General features: G+C 61.0%; 18 protein-coding genes. 8 read left to right on the top strand and 10 right to left on the bottom strand.

Features of this window, described 5'->3' with window-relative positions; all coding sequences use genetic code 11:
* The first annotated feature begins 424 nt into the window (after positions 1-424).
* On the top strand, positions 425-994 hold the full coding sequence (locus BMY06_RS33350) for an Hsp20/alpha crystallin family protein (RefSeq protein ID WP_074987265.1): 570 nt from the start codon (positions 425-427) through the stop codon (positions 992-994).
* Positions 995-1,197: 203 nt separating this feature from the next.
* Here BMY06_RS33350 and BMY06_RS33340 read toward each other — a convergent pair whose 3' ends face one another.
* From BMY06_RS33340 to BMY06_RS33320, 5 genes are all read right to left on the bottom strand, one after another.
* Positions 1,198-1,548 (bottom strand): hypothetical protein, encoded by a 351-nt coding sequence (locus BMY06_RS33340; protein ID WP_074987264.1) that lies wholly within the window; start codon positions 1,546-1,548, stop codon positions 1,198-1,200.
* Positions 1,549-1,621: 73 nt separating this feature from the next.
* Complete coding sequence (locus tag BMY06_RS33335) at positions 1,622-1,876, bottom strand: hypothetical protein (RefSeq protein WP_074987263.1); 255 nt, start codon at positions 1,874-1,876, stop codon at positions 1,622-1,624.
* A 111-nt stretch (positions 1,877-1,987) separates the two neighbouring features.
* The gene (gene groL / locus BMY06_RS33330; RefSeq protein ID WP_074987262.1) at positions 1,988-3,610 is read right to left on the bottom strand and encodes a chaperonin GroEL; all 1,623 of its coding nucleotides are present in this window, start codon (positions 3,608-3,610) and stop codon (positions 1,988-1,990) included.
* Positions 3,611-3,684: 74 nt separating this feature from the next.
* Positions 3,685-4,002, bottom strand: a complete 318-nt coding sequence (locus BMY06_RS33325) for a co-chaperone GroES (protein ID WP_074987297.1) — start codon at positions 4,000-4,002, stop codon at positions 3,685-3,687.
* Between the two features lie 167 nt (positions 4,003-4,169).
* Positions 4,170-4,808 carry a diguanylate cyclase gene (locus BMY06_RS33320; RefSeq protein ID WP_074987261.1) on the bottom strand — a complete coding sequence of 213 codons (639 nt, stop codon included), beginning with the start codon at positions 4,806-4,808 and terminating at the stop codon, positions 4,170-4,172.
* 200 nt (positions 4,809-5,008) lie between these two features.
* Between BMY06_RS33320 and BMY06_RS33315 the strand changes: the two genes are divergently transcribed.
* The 6 genes from BMY06_RS33315 to BMY06_RS33290 all read left to right on the top strand — a co-directional run bounded on the left by BMY06_RS33315 (position 5,009) and on the right by BMY06_RS33290 (position 7,580).
* Positions 5,009-5,449: an Hsp20/alpha crystallin family protein gene (locus BMY06_RS33315; protein ID WP_074987260.1), complete on the top strand. Its 441-nt coding sequence runs from the start codon at positions 5,009-5,011 to the stop codon at positions 5,447-5,449.
* Positions 5,450-5,489: 40 nt separating this feature from the next.
* Complete coding sequence (locus BMY06_RS33310; RefSeq protein WP_074987296.1) at positions 5,490-5,909, top strand: Hsp20/alpha crystallin family protein; 420 nt, start codon at positions 5,490-5,492, stop codon at positions 5,907-5,909.
* 73 nt (positions 5,910-5,982) lie between these two features.
* Entirely contained in the window at positions 5,983-6,267 is a 285-nt protein-coding gene (locus tag BMY06_RS40585) for a DUF6566 family protein (protein ID WP_074987259.1), read from the top strand.
* A 90-nt stretch (positions 6,268-6,357) separates the two neighbouring features.
* Positions 6,358-6,600, top strand: coding sequence for a hypothetical protein (locus BMY06_RS33300; protein ID WP_074987258.1), 243 nt, complete (start codon positions 6,358-6,360; stop codon positions 6,598-6,600).
* A gap of 4 nt (positions 6,601-6,604) precedes the next feature.
* Positions 6,605-7,093 carry a hypothetical protein gene (locus tag BMY06_RS33295; RefSeq protein WP_074987257.1) on the top strand — a complete coding sequence of 163 codons (489 nt, stop codon included), beginning with the start codon at positions 6,605-6,607 and terminating at the stop codon, positions 7,091-7,093.
* 184 nt (positions 7,094-7,277) lie between these two features.
* Entirely contained in the window at positions 7,278-7,580 is a 303-nt protein-coding gene (locus BMY06_RS33290) for an H-NS histone family protein (RefSeq protein ID WP_074987256.1), read from the top strand.
* A gap of 454 nt (positions 7,581-8,034) precedes the next feature.
* On the opposite strand, the gene BMY06_RS33285 is transcribed toward BMY06_RS33290, so the two are convergent.
* The 4 genes from BMY06_RS33285 to BMY06_RS40700 all read right to left on the bottom strand — a co-directional run bounded on the left by BMY06_RS33285 (position 8,035) and on the right by BMY06_RS40700 (position 10,895).
* A complete protein-coding gene (locus tag BMY06_RS33285; protein WP_074987255.1) occupies positions 8,035-8,898 on the bottom strand; it encodes a hypothetical protein in 864 nt (287 codons plus the stop codon).
* 20 nt (positions 8,899-8,918) lie between these two features.
* Positions 8,919-9,602: a hypothetical protein gene (locus BMY06_RS33280; RefSeq protein ID WP_074987254.1), complete on the bottom strand. Its 684-nt coding sequence runs from the start codon at positions 9,600-9,602 to the stop codon at positions 8,919-8,921.
* Between the two features lie 163 nt (positions 9,603-9,765).
* A complete protein-coding gene (locus BMY06_RS39205) occupies positions 9,766-10,356 on the bottom strand; it encodes a hypothetical protein (protein WP_124263274.1) in 591 nt (196 codons plus the stop codon).
* Between the two features lie 317 nt (positions 10,357-10,673).
* On the bottom strand, positions 10,674-10,895 hold the full coding sequence (locus BMY06_RS40700) for a hypothetical protein (protein ID WP_074987253.1): 222 nt from the start codon (positions 10,893-10,895) through the stop codon (positions 10,674-10,676).
* A 171-nt stretch (positions 10,896-11,066) separates the two neighbouring features.
* Between BMY06_RS40700 and BMY06_RS33270 the strand changes: the two genes are divergently transcribed.
* Positions 11,067-11,462: a hypothetical protein gene (locus tag BMY06_RS33270; RefSeq protein WP_124263276.1), complete on the top strand. Its 396-nt coding sequence runs from the start codon at positions 11,067-11,069 to the stop codon at positions 11,460-11,462.
* 120 nt (positions 11,463-11,582) lie between these two features.
* Here BMY06_RS33270 and BMY06_RS33265 read toward each other — a convergent pair whose 3' ends face one another.
* On the bottom strand, positions 11,583-11,825 hold the full coding sequence (locus tag BMY06_RS33265; RefSeq protein WP_080180632.1) for a hypothetical protein: 243 nt from the start codon (positions 11,823-11,825) through the stop codon (positions 11,583-11,585).
* Positions 11,826-11,955: the final 130 nt, after the last annotated feature.

The following is an 11,955-nucleotide window of genomic DNA, read 5'->3' as shown; positions in this document are numbered from 1 at the left end:
GGTGCGGGGTTAAACCGTACGGGTCGACGAGTCCCTGAACTCGCGCATCGCTGCAAAGAAAAATGGCTGCCTTCCGCCTTCGCAGCATGGTACTAACGAATGCCGGCAACGGACGGGCTTGCTCTGCGCTATCAACTGGTCGCATTCAGCACTTCCTTTCGCTGCCCGTACGTCGTCGTGATTGCAGCACATTGCGCATTAGCTTTCCCTGCCGATTCTTTGCGGCGTGGTCCTCGATAATCAGCCGTGATAGCGCGGTGGACCAGAGCGTTTGCTTCGGCTTGAAATCTCTCGGAAAGTGTCTATCTTGTTTTCGCGCTGACACGACTGTGCGGAGGCCGCGATGAGAGGTCTGCGATGTCCCGCGCCGACGCGATCGGTACAGGATCCCTTCCCATACTGCACCTGATAAAAGGAGGAAACAATGAACCCCGATCCGAAAAAGTGGAATCTCTTCAAATTCCTTCGCGGTGCCGTTCGCAAGTCCGAGTCTTATAGCCCCGATGGTCCGAACGCGGGCGACAATGCGCAGTCGCGCAGCGATCGGACCGACGTTACGCGGTTGTTCCCGCGCGAATCGTGGCGAGCAATAGAGGAATTTTTTCACGACCCCTTCGCGAGCCGTAGCGCGCTCGAACGATGGTTCGGCGATTTCAGTTCATCACGCTTTCAGCCACGCATCGACGTCGTCGACGAAGGTCCGGTGCTGCGCGTGACGGCTGAGTTGCCCGGCATGGAGCGCGATGACGTAACAGTGAGCGTCGAGGACGGCGCGCTCGTACTGCGCGGCGACAAAAAGCAGGACGTCCACGGCGAGGAAAACGGCTGCTACCGGCTTGAGCGTGCCCACGGGTGCTTCGAGCGGACGATCCCCATGCCCGAATACGCAGACCCCGGCCGCGCCCTCGCGAAATTCGACAATGGCCTGCTCACCTTGACCGTTCCAAAAACGGACCCGTCGCCGTCCACGAGCCGCACCATCGAAATTCTTTGATCCGATCGGGTCCTTAGCTCAGCGGGAGAGCAGCGGACTTTAATCCGTCGGTCGCGGGTGCGAACCCCGCACGGCTCACATGCACGTTCCCCTTGCACAGAGTGCGTCCACCCGGCCAGAACAGCATGAACGCTGGCCGGGCAAAGTACCCGCCTTTCGCTCAACAGAGAGGCCGCCGGCAGTTCGTGCAGCAAGCAGCCCTCTCAGCGCTGCCGGCCGTCATACCGCCGCGCGTGATCCCTCGAGCCGGGTTCGATGTCGCACCAGAATTCCTGGTGATTCGCACCGAGGCGGCGGGCCGCCTCATAGCGATGAAAATGACTGGCCAGCCAAAACCGGCAGCCATCGAAAAATACTTTCATTGGTGGTCGCGCCGAGCGCATCGCTCCGCTGCAAATTGCCGTTATCGCGTTCTCCAGCGACGCGTTGTCGAGCACACGGGTAAGCGCATCGTCGGCCGACAGCTGCAGAAACTTGAGGTAGTCGCGCCCGAGAATCCCGGCGGGAAGTGCTTCCGCGGAACTGTTGCGGCGGCGTGGATCGGATGACATCATGAACGGGCGATGAACGTAGCATTCAGGCAACCCGGGGCACGGCTCGGTGATTTTTGCAGGTGAGCCTCCCGGCTCACCGATCGCCCATGAGATGGCGAATCACGAGCGCCGGGTCCGCGATATCCAGGATCAGCCGACGGAGAATGCGTCGGCGCATGTGCTCTTCGTCGAGCGTCCACGGTGCTGCCTTCTCGCTCAGGTAGCGAGCGAGACCATCCTGGTTGTCGGCGCCTGCCGGCAGATCAAGCCGAGCGGCCAGCAGTGCCGCTACGACGTCATCGATCTCGATGTCGAGTGGTCTTGAGTCAATGAAAAGTTCGAGTTTCATGACGGTCTCAGGCAAAAAGCGGCGCTGCCCCCGCGAAGGCGGAAAGAACAGTGCCGTAAAAAATGCACCAGCCGGGCTGGACGGCCGGTGCAGAGCGGAACCGATGTACGGTCAGTACTCCAGTTCCGGCGCATTCGCGGGCGCCGCCTTTTCGTCCTTCGGCGCTTCGGCCACCGTTGCATCCGTCGTCAGGATCAGCCCAGCGATCGATGCGGCGTTCTGCAGAGCCGTGCGCGTGACCTTGGTGGGATCGACCACCCCCGCCTCGACAAGATCGCCGTATTCGCCGGTGGCCGCGTTGTAGCCGAAGTTGCCCTTGCCTTCGAGCACCTTCGCGATGACCACCGAAGGCTCATCGCCAGCGTTTGTGGCGATCACGCGCATTGGAGCTTCGAGCGCGCGCAGTACGATCTGGATGCCCGCGTCCTGATCGCTGTTGACGCCTTTCAGGCTCGTCACGGCCGAACGCGCACGCACAAGCGCGACGCCACCACCCGGCACAATGCCTTCCTCGACCGCCGCACGCGTGGCGTGCAGCGCATCGTCGACACGGTCCTTCTTCTCCTTCATCTCGACCTCGGTGGCCGCCCCGACCCTGATCACGGCCACGCCGCCGGCGAGCTTCGCCACGCGCTCCTGCAGCTTCTCGCGATCGTAGTCGCTCGTCGTGTCCTCGATCTGCGCACGAATCGACTTCACGCGCGCCTCGATGCGCTTCGCGTCACCGGCGCCGTCGATGATGATGGTGTCGTCCTTGCGGACCTCGACGCGTTTGGCTGATCCGAGATCCTCGAGCGTGGCCTTCTGCAACTGCTTGCCGGTTTCTTCCGAGATGACGGTCGCGCCTGTGAGGATGGCGATGTCCTCGAGCATGGCCTTGCGACGATCGCCGAAACCGGGCGCCTTGACGGCGGCGACCTTCAGGATGCCGCGCATCGCGTTGACCACAAGCGTGGCCAATGCTTCACCGTCGATGTCTTCCGCGACGATCAGCAGGGGCTTGCCTGCCTTGGAGCTCGCTTCGAGGACCGGGAGCAGGTCACGGATATTCGAGATCTTTTTGTCGTGCAGCAGGATCAGCGCGTCGTCGAGATAGGCCGCCTGCTTGTCCGGATCGTTGATGAAGTAGGGGCTCAGGTAGCCGCGGTCGAACTGCATACCCTCGACCACGTCGAGTTCGTTCTCGAGTGACTTGCCGTCCTCGACCGTGATCACGCCTTCCTTGCCGACTCTCTCCATCGCGTCAGCGATGATCTTGCCGATCGCCTCGTCAGAGTTGGCCGAGATGGAACCGACCTGAGCGATTTCGCGGTTCGTCGAAATCGGCTTTGAAAGCTTGCGCAACTCGTCGAGCACGGCGGCGACCGCCCTGTCGATGCCGCGCTTCAGATCCATCGGATTCATGCCTGCGGCGACGTGCTTCATGCCTTCCTGCACGATCGCCTGGGCAAGCACCGTGGCTGTGGTGGTGCCGTCCCCAGCTACGTCGGCGGTCTTCGATGCAACCTGTTTCACCACCTGCGCACCCATGTTCTCGAAGCGGTCCTTCAGCTCGATTTCTTTCGCGACCGACACGCCATCCTTGGTGATGGTGGGCGCGCCGAAGCTGCGCTCGATCAGCACGTTGCGGCCTTTGGGTCCGAGCGTGACCTTCACGGCATCGGCGAGCACGTTCACGCCCTTGACGATGCGGGCGCGGGCGCTGTCATGGAATTTGACGTCTTTGGCACTCATGTTGTTGCTCCGGGTAAAGTCGTTGACTCAACGCGTCGCGAACGACCGGGCGGTGTCCGCGACCGGTCGAAAGGTCAGGCGGCCTTGCGGGCGGCGCCCGCGTCGGCCTCGAGGACGCCCATGACGTCCTCCTCGCGCATGACGAGCAGCTCCTCGCCATCGACCTTCACGGTCTGGCCTGCGTACTTGCCGAAGATCACCTGGTCACCGACCTTCAGCTGGAGCGCGCGCAGCGTTCCATCCTGCAGCAGCCGGCCGCTGCCGACGGCAACGACTTCGCCCTGTTCTGGTTTTTCTGCCGCTGAATCGGGAATTACGATGCCCGAGGCCGTCGTCCGCTGCGTTTCGATTCGCTTGACGATAACCCGGTCGTAGAGGGGACGAATCTGCATTTCCATCTCCTGAGCGATTAAAGGATCACCAATAAGGGAATCCGGCTGCATATGGGGCGCGTGAAATGCCTTCGTGCAGCCGAGCCAATGTCTGGCGGAAAGCGAAATAGAGGCGGCCATCGCACCCTTCAAGGGGGCGTGGAAATAGCTCTTTGTAACAAATTATTTCAGCACGACAACAGAATGCGCTGAACCTTGCCGAGGCGATAAACCGTGCGGCCGCGCCCATCCCGGCGGCGCGGCTCAGGCAGTACGGGACACGGTGGCCGGCGTCCGCCATCGGCGTCCAGAGTGTCGTCCGCTTCTTTGAGCGTGTTCCACAGGCCGCCCTTGACGGGGCGGAAGAGCCAGCGCACATAACCCCTGGACGCGGCAAGCTGCATCAGCGCCTCGCGATCGGTCTCGTCATCGAGAAGCTGCCGGTCGCGGGCACCATCCTCTCCGTAGTCGCCGAACGCCTGCCTGCAGCAGAGCGCCTCGGCAGCGCTTGCACCGATCACATTGCAACCGCGCCGCTCGACGCGCTCAATCTCCCACGCGCCGGACTGCCAGGCAGCATCCAGCAGCATGGCGTCCACGGTCTCGAAGCGGTGCCAGGGTGCATCGAGCTGGACGGCCGATCCCAGGACCGGTCGTGGCGGGATCTCAATGCCGGGCAGGACAAGCGGCGTCGCGCGCCGGAATCCGTGCCAGTGGAGTATTGCGATGAGCAGCGTATTCACCTGCGCCGCCGCCGTGACGGTGACAGCAAAGAGTGGCAGGCGCACGGTGTCAATCTGCTCCTGAAGCCTGTCGAAAAAGTCCATAAAGCCTTCCCGTAGACATGTTGCAGGGCTACTTGAAATTTCCGTTCCTTGCGCTATTTTATGCATCGCTAAGGCAGTCGCAATCAAGCGCTGCGTGTTTCGATTTGTTTGTCGGCGGGTGTGTCCCACGGGCAAGCGGGCTGGAGCGCGTGGTCCAGTCCGAAGCTTGGTGAGAGGCACCCGATTTCCAGGAGCCAGTCATGAGCGACCTATTCTTCAGCACCGATCTGCCAGGCGAGTTCGACCGCCTCCAGCGTCAGTTGACCAGCCTCTTTGCGGGCTTTCCTGCAAGCCTGCGGGCTACGCGCAGCGAGATCTTTCCTGCCGTCAACGTCGGCAGCACCGATGACACCGTCGAGATCGTCGCATTTGCACCTGGTCTTGATCCAGCAGCAATCGATGTCGCGATCGACAAGGGATTGCTGACGATCAGTGGCGTACGCGAGCTACCCTCCTCCGCCAATGACGCCGAGACACGCGTCTACGCCAGCGAACGGTTCATGGGTGAGTTCCGGCGAGTGATCGAGCTACCGCCGCATGCGGATCCGGACAAGGCGAGTGCGCGCTATGTGAACGGATGCCTGACAGTTAGCATCGGGCGTTCCGAGGCCTCGAAACCGCGCGCCATCGCGGTGCAGTGATACTGGCACCTATGAAATGCGAGAAAACACGGAGGACATCATGAATCAAAGCACTGAACTGACGACCCGTGAGCCCCGCACCGATGTTGCTTCGCGCGACGGTGCGCAATCAACTGCACGCCTCAACCGGGTCACGCCCGCGGTGGACATTTTTGAGGACCGGTTAGGCATCACGCTCTACGCGGACCTACCGGGCGTGACGCGCGAAAGGCTCGATGTGCGCGTGCAGGACGGCAGCCTGAACATCGAGGCCGAGGCAGTGATCCCAGCCCCGTGCGGGCTGCGGCTGCGTCATGGAGAGGTACGCCACCCACACTACTGGCGCGCGTTTACGCTAAGTCCCGATTTCGACGTCTCACGCATTGACGCGCAGCTTCGCGATGGCGTCCTGAAGCTCACCATTCCTCGCCGCGAGGAGGCAAAACCGCGACGCATAGAGGTAAGCGTTGGGCAGGCGTAGATAACAGTGCAAGTCCGGTCATGCGAAGTGGCCCGCGTGCCAGTTTCGCGTGGCCTGTCATGCGGAGGAAGGTATGGACAACGTACACAGCGGGTGCGAATGCTGGAAAGGCTTCGATATCGAGACCCGAGCGTTTCCGGTGCGTCATTGGGCGCCGGTTCCCGTCCCAGACAGCTACGTAGCAGTCGTGCGCATCCGGCGCGATGGGCACGTGACCGCGGACTGGCATCTACCCCGGTATGCGCCGCAGTGGAGAAGCGCAGACGAGGCTCGCCGCGACGCGGTTGGGTACGCAATACGCGCCATCAATGCTGGATGCATCAACAGCGGTGGTTCGCCAGCCTGCGTCGGCGCCTGAGCGCCGCGCCCGTCATCCGGATTGCAATACGTATCTGTTTTCCCCAAAGATTGTCGCTACTGCCGGCGCTCCGTTTCATGGGAGAAGAAAATGCTCAGCCCACACGAATTCGCGACACTGATGCTGGTTCGCCAGGCTCCGGACCAGCTAGACATGAACCGCGACGAGCTCGATGCCCTGCTCGAACGTCAACTGGTCATACTGGAGCACTGTGGTGAAGGAACACCCCGAGCGTACCTCACCGGTAAGGGCCGGACGTTCCTCAACGCGCTCCATCCCGACGACATACGTGGAGAGGCTTCGAAGGAAATCATTCAAGGGCCCCCGAGGTAGAGGAATGTCAAACATCCCGATCACCAGAGCGGAAGAGGATGCGCTCTACGAGCGCATTCGACTCATGATGTTCAGCGCGGATCTACCAGTGCAGCGTCTGGACTCCGACATAGAGGATATAGGACGGTTCACGCAACCGGATGCACGCTCGCCACACGTGCGGCTGGTTGAGGCCATGCCTCCCCTCGCACCTGCAGCCGAAGCGATCGTGCGCGCCATGATCCGCGCCTATGGCATGGAGTTGTTCGGGCGCGGCAGGGCACAGACCGGATTGTGTGCGATGATAAAGACAGGACCGGTGACGTTCGGACAGACTGCCCTGATGCTAGGCCCCGACGCGCCCATTCCGTCGCGTGCTCGCGCACTCGTCGAAGAGTTCAATCACATTTTCGAGCGTCATCCGCATAGCGGATTTGCGCAGGCGCGACGCGTGCTCGCGGCGATAGGCCTGCCGTTCGGACCTGACGCCAGTTCGGAGGTTCGCCGTGCCTGATAGCGGCGCATGTTCTTTCGTTCGGCGGCCCGAAACTGGCGCGGCGCGCGGCAGGCAAACACCGTTCATTAAAGCCGCACGGCACCGCGACCCGAGAATGTCCACGGCTATCGCGGTCAGGCGGCAACAAGTGCTTTTCACTTGGTGTATCGTTTCCAGACATCTTTGCCGGAGGGTGAGCGGAATGGGGGCATACAGTGAGCTTAGAGCCCAGATCGCAGAACTGGAGGAACAGGCTGCGATCGCAAGAGCTTCGGAGGTTGCAGAAGTACTCGCGGACATCCGCGCCAAGGTCGCCGAGTTTGGACTAACCGTAGAAGATGTCTTCGGGGAATCTCTGAGTCTTGGGGTATCGAAAAAGCGTGTCCATGAGCCGTTGCCACCGAAATACCGTGACCCAGTCACCGGGGCGACCTGGTCAGGAAGGGGCCGCGCACCCAGTTGGATCGCCAACGTCACGAATCGAGACAGGTTTCTTCTCCGTTAAGTGCGGGGGGCTGCTCTCGCGGCCAGAAAAGCGGGCGAAATATTGGACGAAGTGAGAGCCCGTCGGAGACTCATCTTTAAGCCCCGAGTGATGGCCCACGGCCCATCACTCGAAAGGCGCTCTGCTAACTTTTGAAGCCGATTGCGGCTGACCCGGCAATTGACGGCACCTAGTTGCCGGAAACGCCCTGAAGCCGCCGCTCCTAGTGCCGCGGCAGTTAAAAAAACCGGTCCTTCTGCGATGGCATCTATCCCGGTGTTCGCTTGAGCTGATCCCCGCATTTGCATACGACCGGTTTGTCAGAAGGCTGGTGCGCGATCTCCTACGCCCTCCTTCTCAAATTGCGATCATCGGATGCTGCTCCGTGCCGCCGCAGAGGGACCGCAATCGCCCGGCAATTTCGCAAAAAATCGTTCGTATATATCGACACAGAATCGCACCGTCGATTCCCACTTCACATGCCGCAAGTAACCAGTCGCAGCAGCTCAGAGCGCATCGAGGAAATGTCCAGCACGTGCTGCGCGCGCGTGATAGCCACGTAAAGCAGCCGCAACTCGTCTTCGTCAGGAAACGGATTTCCGTCGCCGCCCCGGAATCTGAAGTCGTTCGCCACCCTCACCCGCTTCCATTGGCGCGCGAGCACCGAGAGCATCACACCATCGCTATCCTGCGCTTCGTCGAACAGAATGTAGTCCACGTCGATGAGCGGCGCCGACATTGCCCACCGCTTGAGCACTATGTCCGGCGTCACGGCGCTGTGCGCGCGCGGCGCGGCACTCTCCTCCCACAGTCGCCGCACGAACGGCAACAGCCAGTGACGCAGTTGCGCAGCGTCCGCCCCGTCGATCTTCTCGTCCACAACGATGTGCGACGCCTCCGGCTGAGGGTCGGCCGAGCGACAGAACCGGCCAAGCGCATCGGCGACGATCCGCCCCGTCTCGAAGGGCACAAGTTCGACCATCCGGTTGGTCACCGATTGCACCTGCACCGCGCCGATACCCAGGCGCGTCGCAAGAACATGCGGCGGCTCGGCGTCCAGGCTGCCACGCCTCCTGAGCGTGGCGTCGGCCGCGCCCCACGCCTGTGCGTGGATGGTGCGCGCCGGAACGTGCATCGGAAATTTTCGCGCGGCGGCCGCTGCAATGTCGCGATTGAACGCGAGATAGATGCCGCGACGCTGTCCGAAGGCGCTGGCCAGCAACTGGAGTGTCGACGTCTTGCCTGCGCCAGCGAAGGCTTTGATCTTGAGGTTCCCGCCCAGTAGTGCTGCTTCGAGGGGGGCGCACTGCTCGTCGGTCGGGTGGAACGAAAGAGCCATGCCTGGTATGCCTGCTTTTCTCAGGGTTGCCACTTCGCAGCAATTGTCCGGGCGCGTTCCAGCAGCCTCTCGTCCCTCCGTGCGCGCTCACTCCGGGTGTGCATCAGACGTTCGAACCGATCGGGGTCGAAAATGACTTCCTTCTGATAGAGCGTCGGCGCAACCGTCGCGTCGTTGGACAAGGTGAAATCCTGGACCCGCAGCTTCATGCTCTCGCGCAGCAGACCGGTGTCCATCTGCACCATCCGGTGGTGCAGGCACTGCAGCTCGACAGTAAACCGGCCAGTGCCCCTCTCCAGCCACCCGCTTTTCGGGAGCCCGGCCTGGGGAACCTTCTGCCTGATGCGGTCGGAGAGCTCGGCATTTTCACCGACTCGCTGACCAAACAGTGTTTGCGTAGGTCCGAAATACGCAATCATCCACGGGAGATTTCGCAGATGAGCGCCGGTATAACAGAAACCTCGCGAATCGAACCATTGATTGAGCATTCGCCCGGCAAATGCGTCCGAGAAGCGAAAGCCAAAGTCCCCTCTCAGGATCAGAACGATCCGGTCAAACTCCGAAATCGCCAGTTCGATCAGCTGGCGCGCAACCGGTCCCATGTCCCGACGATCCGCCCTCCCATGCGACTGGCGACTGAGTCGAAACGGACAATGTTCCAGGTCGACCCGATCGAACGCGAATCCCTCGATCGGCGCACCCACGTGACTACCATATGGGCGGGGACTCGTCGCGTGTCTGCGATATATGCCCTTCAGCTGAATGGCGTTGTCACAGTACGGACACACGGCGAAATGCTTGTCGTCGTCACGCAACTGACCAGGACGAAACCAAGGCGCCCTCCGTCCCAGACGTTCCTCAACCTGCTCACGTGTGATGGGATAGGAGGCCGTACGGCCCGCGCTCGCTTTGAAATGTGCTGTCATCTTTAACGTTCATCGGTTCATCTGGAGTTTTGCCCAGGTGTCCGCTCTGCGCTCTTTTCCGGCCTGAAACGGAAACGGTGCGATTTTTCCGACTGAACTGCCGGGTCGCTATTCGGAGCGCCCCATGCGACATGACCAGCCGGTCATTGCGGCACTCGCAGGCGAAACAACCGGGGTTTGATAATAGCGGCTTTCCCGGAAAACGATTCTGCGCAGCCCTCCCCGTCGGCAGGCTACCGATATCCATTTTTGTCCAACAGCCCAACTTACCGGTCGGTAACAGTATCCAGTCATCCATTCTTCTTTTCACGACCGTGAACCTCAACGGGACGCGCTTTCGCGCGCCGCCCGCGATTGACACGCGAATGGCCGTCAGCTCTGCACGGAGTGCGGACACCTCCGCTTCGCGCTCCTGCTCGCGCTCCCGCGACTCGGCCAGTGCACCCTCGACGATTCCGCGGGCATCGATTACCCCCTCAAGCCTGGCCAGTGCCACCGCATCTTTTGGCGAGACAAAAAAACCGCAGAACAAGTCTGCGGCAAAACAGGAGGAGCGCCTCAGGGGCTTTTTCTGGGCGCAATCGGAGATTACCCTTATCCACCGTTTCCTGCTCTTTCGCTGCCGAATGGACCGACGGCGGTAAGTCACTTCCGTTGCGGGTTTTCACCAAAAAGCAGCAAGGCCCCGATCTCAATGAGCAGGAAATGTCATCGGGCTCGAGCAAACCGCGGTTGCGGGCGAGGAACCGCGAAATCCGTGTGCTGCCGATCCACATCGGCAGATTGCCGCTCTTCGTACATCCGCTTGAAAACAGAAAGCCAGTCGGCTGGGATCATCACTGTCTACACCTAGTTCGTGATGACGATGTGATGTGGTCCGTCATCACCATCGAGATGAAATTCGTTAATGCGACCGGCCCGAACGTCGAGCAGGAGCCTCTCCAGAGCGGCAGCCGGCGCGATATCGCTGCCGGTCGTCTGGACGCGCGGAGGTTTCGCGCCCGCGCTCGTCGCCCGCTTCTTGATTAACAGGCGGATGGCCTCATTCCTTTTGATAAAAATCTGTTTCACACAAATGCTCTTCGAGCGGTTATGGCTACAGTCCGCGGCGTCCCAAGGCTGCCAGCTGCGGGAATCACTCCCGGAGTACGCAGCCCGCAAGCCGTTTTAAGCACATGCTAAAGTTTTTCCCGCAGATTCCGTAATCAAAAAGGCACCTATTTCGCAGCATGGGCTCCGCAGATGAGCGGTACGCCCCTCGTGCCGAATTTGCCCGTTCCTGCCATGACACCGCAAGAAACCGAAGCTGACGACCAGTCGGCAAAGCAATGTCCGGAAGACCGCCCGCCCACCGGGCGCGAAACGACGTCTCCGGAGGCAATGCCACCTTCCGCGCTCGTGCTGGAGAAAGACAGCTTCGCGAACTCAAAGACGAAGGTCATCCTGCTCATCGAGTCTGAGACCCCGGGCCTTGAAACCACGCGGGTAGTCAGGCGTCAGGTCGGCGACTGGACGCGGTTCGACATTGATTCCTGGCAATCAACCTCGAAGCGGTGGCTCACCCGCAGAGGTGTACCGGAGCGTCGGCGCGCATTTGAAATCGCCCGACTTCGGGTCTGGCCCGAGAACGAAGAATAAGCCACCATGCATGCTGCTGAGTTACGGCACGACGTGTACTTCGCAATACATCTGTCATTGTTTCGGCAATATATGCGATGACTGGCGCGGATCTCAATTGCAGGATCTTGAACTTCGCGCTCACGCCGAGCCGATCGCCATTCGCGGGTGTGCCAGTAGCGCGTCGCGCTCTGTCGCCCGGGTAGCACCATCGCCGTCTACGCCGTCGCGCGCGTTCATCTCTGCCCAGCGAATCTGCTCGTCGATCGTCATGACGCTCAGGGCGTTGCGGATGATCTGATGGGCTGCGCGCAGCTCAAAGACCAGCTGGCTCTTCTCGGCCTGAAGACTGGCCAGTTCGATCTCGGTCGGGTCGATGGACATCGTCATTCCTCAGAATAAAAGGCGCGTCAGCATTTTCGCATGCACGTGGGTTGGACAGTAACGGCATGCTTTCTGCTCTTCGCGGAGGGGTTTCAGGAAAGTCCCAGCACCTGCTAATCTGGATTATCGG

The organism is Paraburkholderia tropica, from assembly GCF_900109265.1.
GTDB lineage: Bacteria > Pseudomonadota > Gammaproteobacteria > Burkholderiales > Burkholderiaceae > Paraburkholderia > Paraburkholderia tropica.
This window is presented reverse-complemented; position numbering and strand designations above follow the sequence as displayed.

What these genes read in the sequence shown, in the direction of transcription:
- BMY06_RS33350 (WP_074987265.1), top strand. Translation starts at nt 425, where the DNA reads ATGAACCCCGATCCGAAAAAGTGGAATCTCTTCAAATTCCTTCGCGGT.
- BMY06_RS33340 (WP_074987264.1), bottom strand. Translation starts at nt 1,548, where the DNA reads ATGATGTCATCCGATCCACGCCGCCGCAACAGTTCCGCGGAAGCACTT.
- BMY06_RS33335 (WP_074987263.1), bottom strand. Translation starts at nt 1,876, where the DNA reads ATGAAACTCGAACTTTTCATTGACTCAAGACCACTCGACATCGAGATC.
- groL (WP_074987262.1), bottom strand. Translation starts at nt 3,610, where the DNA reads ATGAGTGCCAAAGACGTCAAATTCCATGACAGCGCCCGCGCCCGCATC.
- BMY06_RS33325 (WP_074987297.1), bottom strand. Translation starts at nt 4,002, where the DNA reads ATGCAGATTCGTCCCCTCTACGACCGGGTTATCGTCAAGCGAATCGAA.
- BMY06_RS33320 (WP_074987261.1), bottom strand. Translation starts at nt 4,808, where the DNA reads ATGGACTTTTTCGACAGGCTTCAGGAGCAGATTGACACCGTGCGCCTG.
- BMY06_RS33315 (WP_074987260.1), top strand. Translation starts at nt 5,009, where the DNA reads ATGAGCGACCTATTCTTCAGCACCGATCTGCCAGGCGAGTTCGACCGC.
- BMY06_RS33310 (WP_074987296.1), top strand. Translation starts at nt 5,490, where the DNA reads ATGAATCAAAGCACTGAACTGACGACCCGTGAGCCCCGCACCGATGTT.
- BMY06_RS40585 (WP_074987259.1), top strand. Translation starts at nt 5,983, where the DNA reads ATGGACAACGTACACAGCGGGTGCGAATGCTGGAAAGGCTTCGATATC.
- BMY06_RS33300 (WP_074987258.1), top strand. Translation starts at nt 6,358, where the DNA reads ATGCTCAGCCCACACGAATTCGCGACACTGATGCTGGTTCGCCAGGCT.
- BMY06_RS33295 (WP_074987257.1), top strand. Translation starts at nt 6,605, where the DNA reads ATGTCAAACATCCCGATCACCAGAGCGGAAGAGGATGCGCTCTACGAG.
- BMY06_RS33290 (WP_074987256.1), top strand. Translation starts at nt 7,278, where the DNA reads ATGGGGGCATACAGTGAGCTTAGAGCCCAGATCGCAGAACTGGAGGAA.
- BMY06_RS33285 (WP_074987255.1), bottom strand. Translation starts at nt 8,898, where the DNA reads ATGGCTCTTTCGTTCCACCCGACCGACGAGCAGTGCGCCCCCCTCGAA.
- BMY06_RS33270 (WP_124263276.1), top strand. Translation starts at nt 11,067, where the DNA reads ATGAGCGGTACGCCCCTCGTGCCGAATTTGCCCGTTCCTGCCATGACA.
- BMY06_RS33265 (WP_080180632.1), bottom strand. Translation starts at nt 11,825, where the DNA reads ATGTCCATCGACCCGACCGAGATCGAACTGGCCAGTCTTCAGGCCGAG.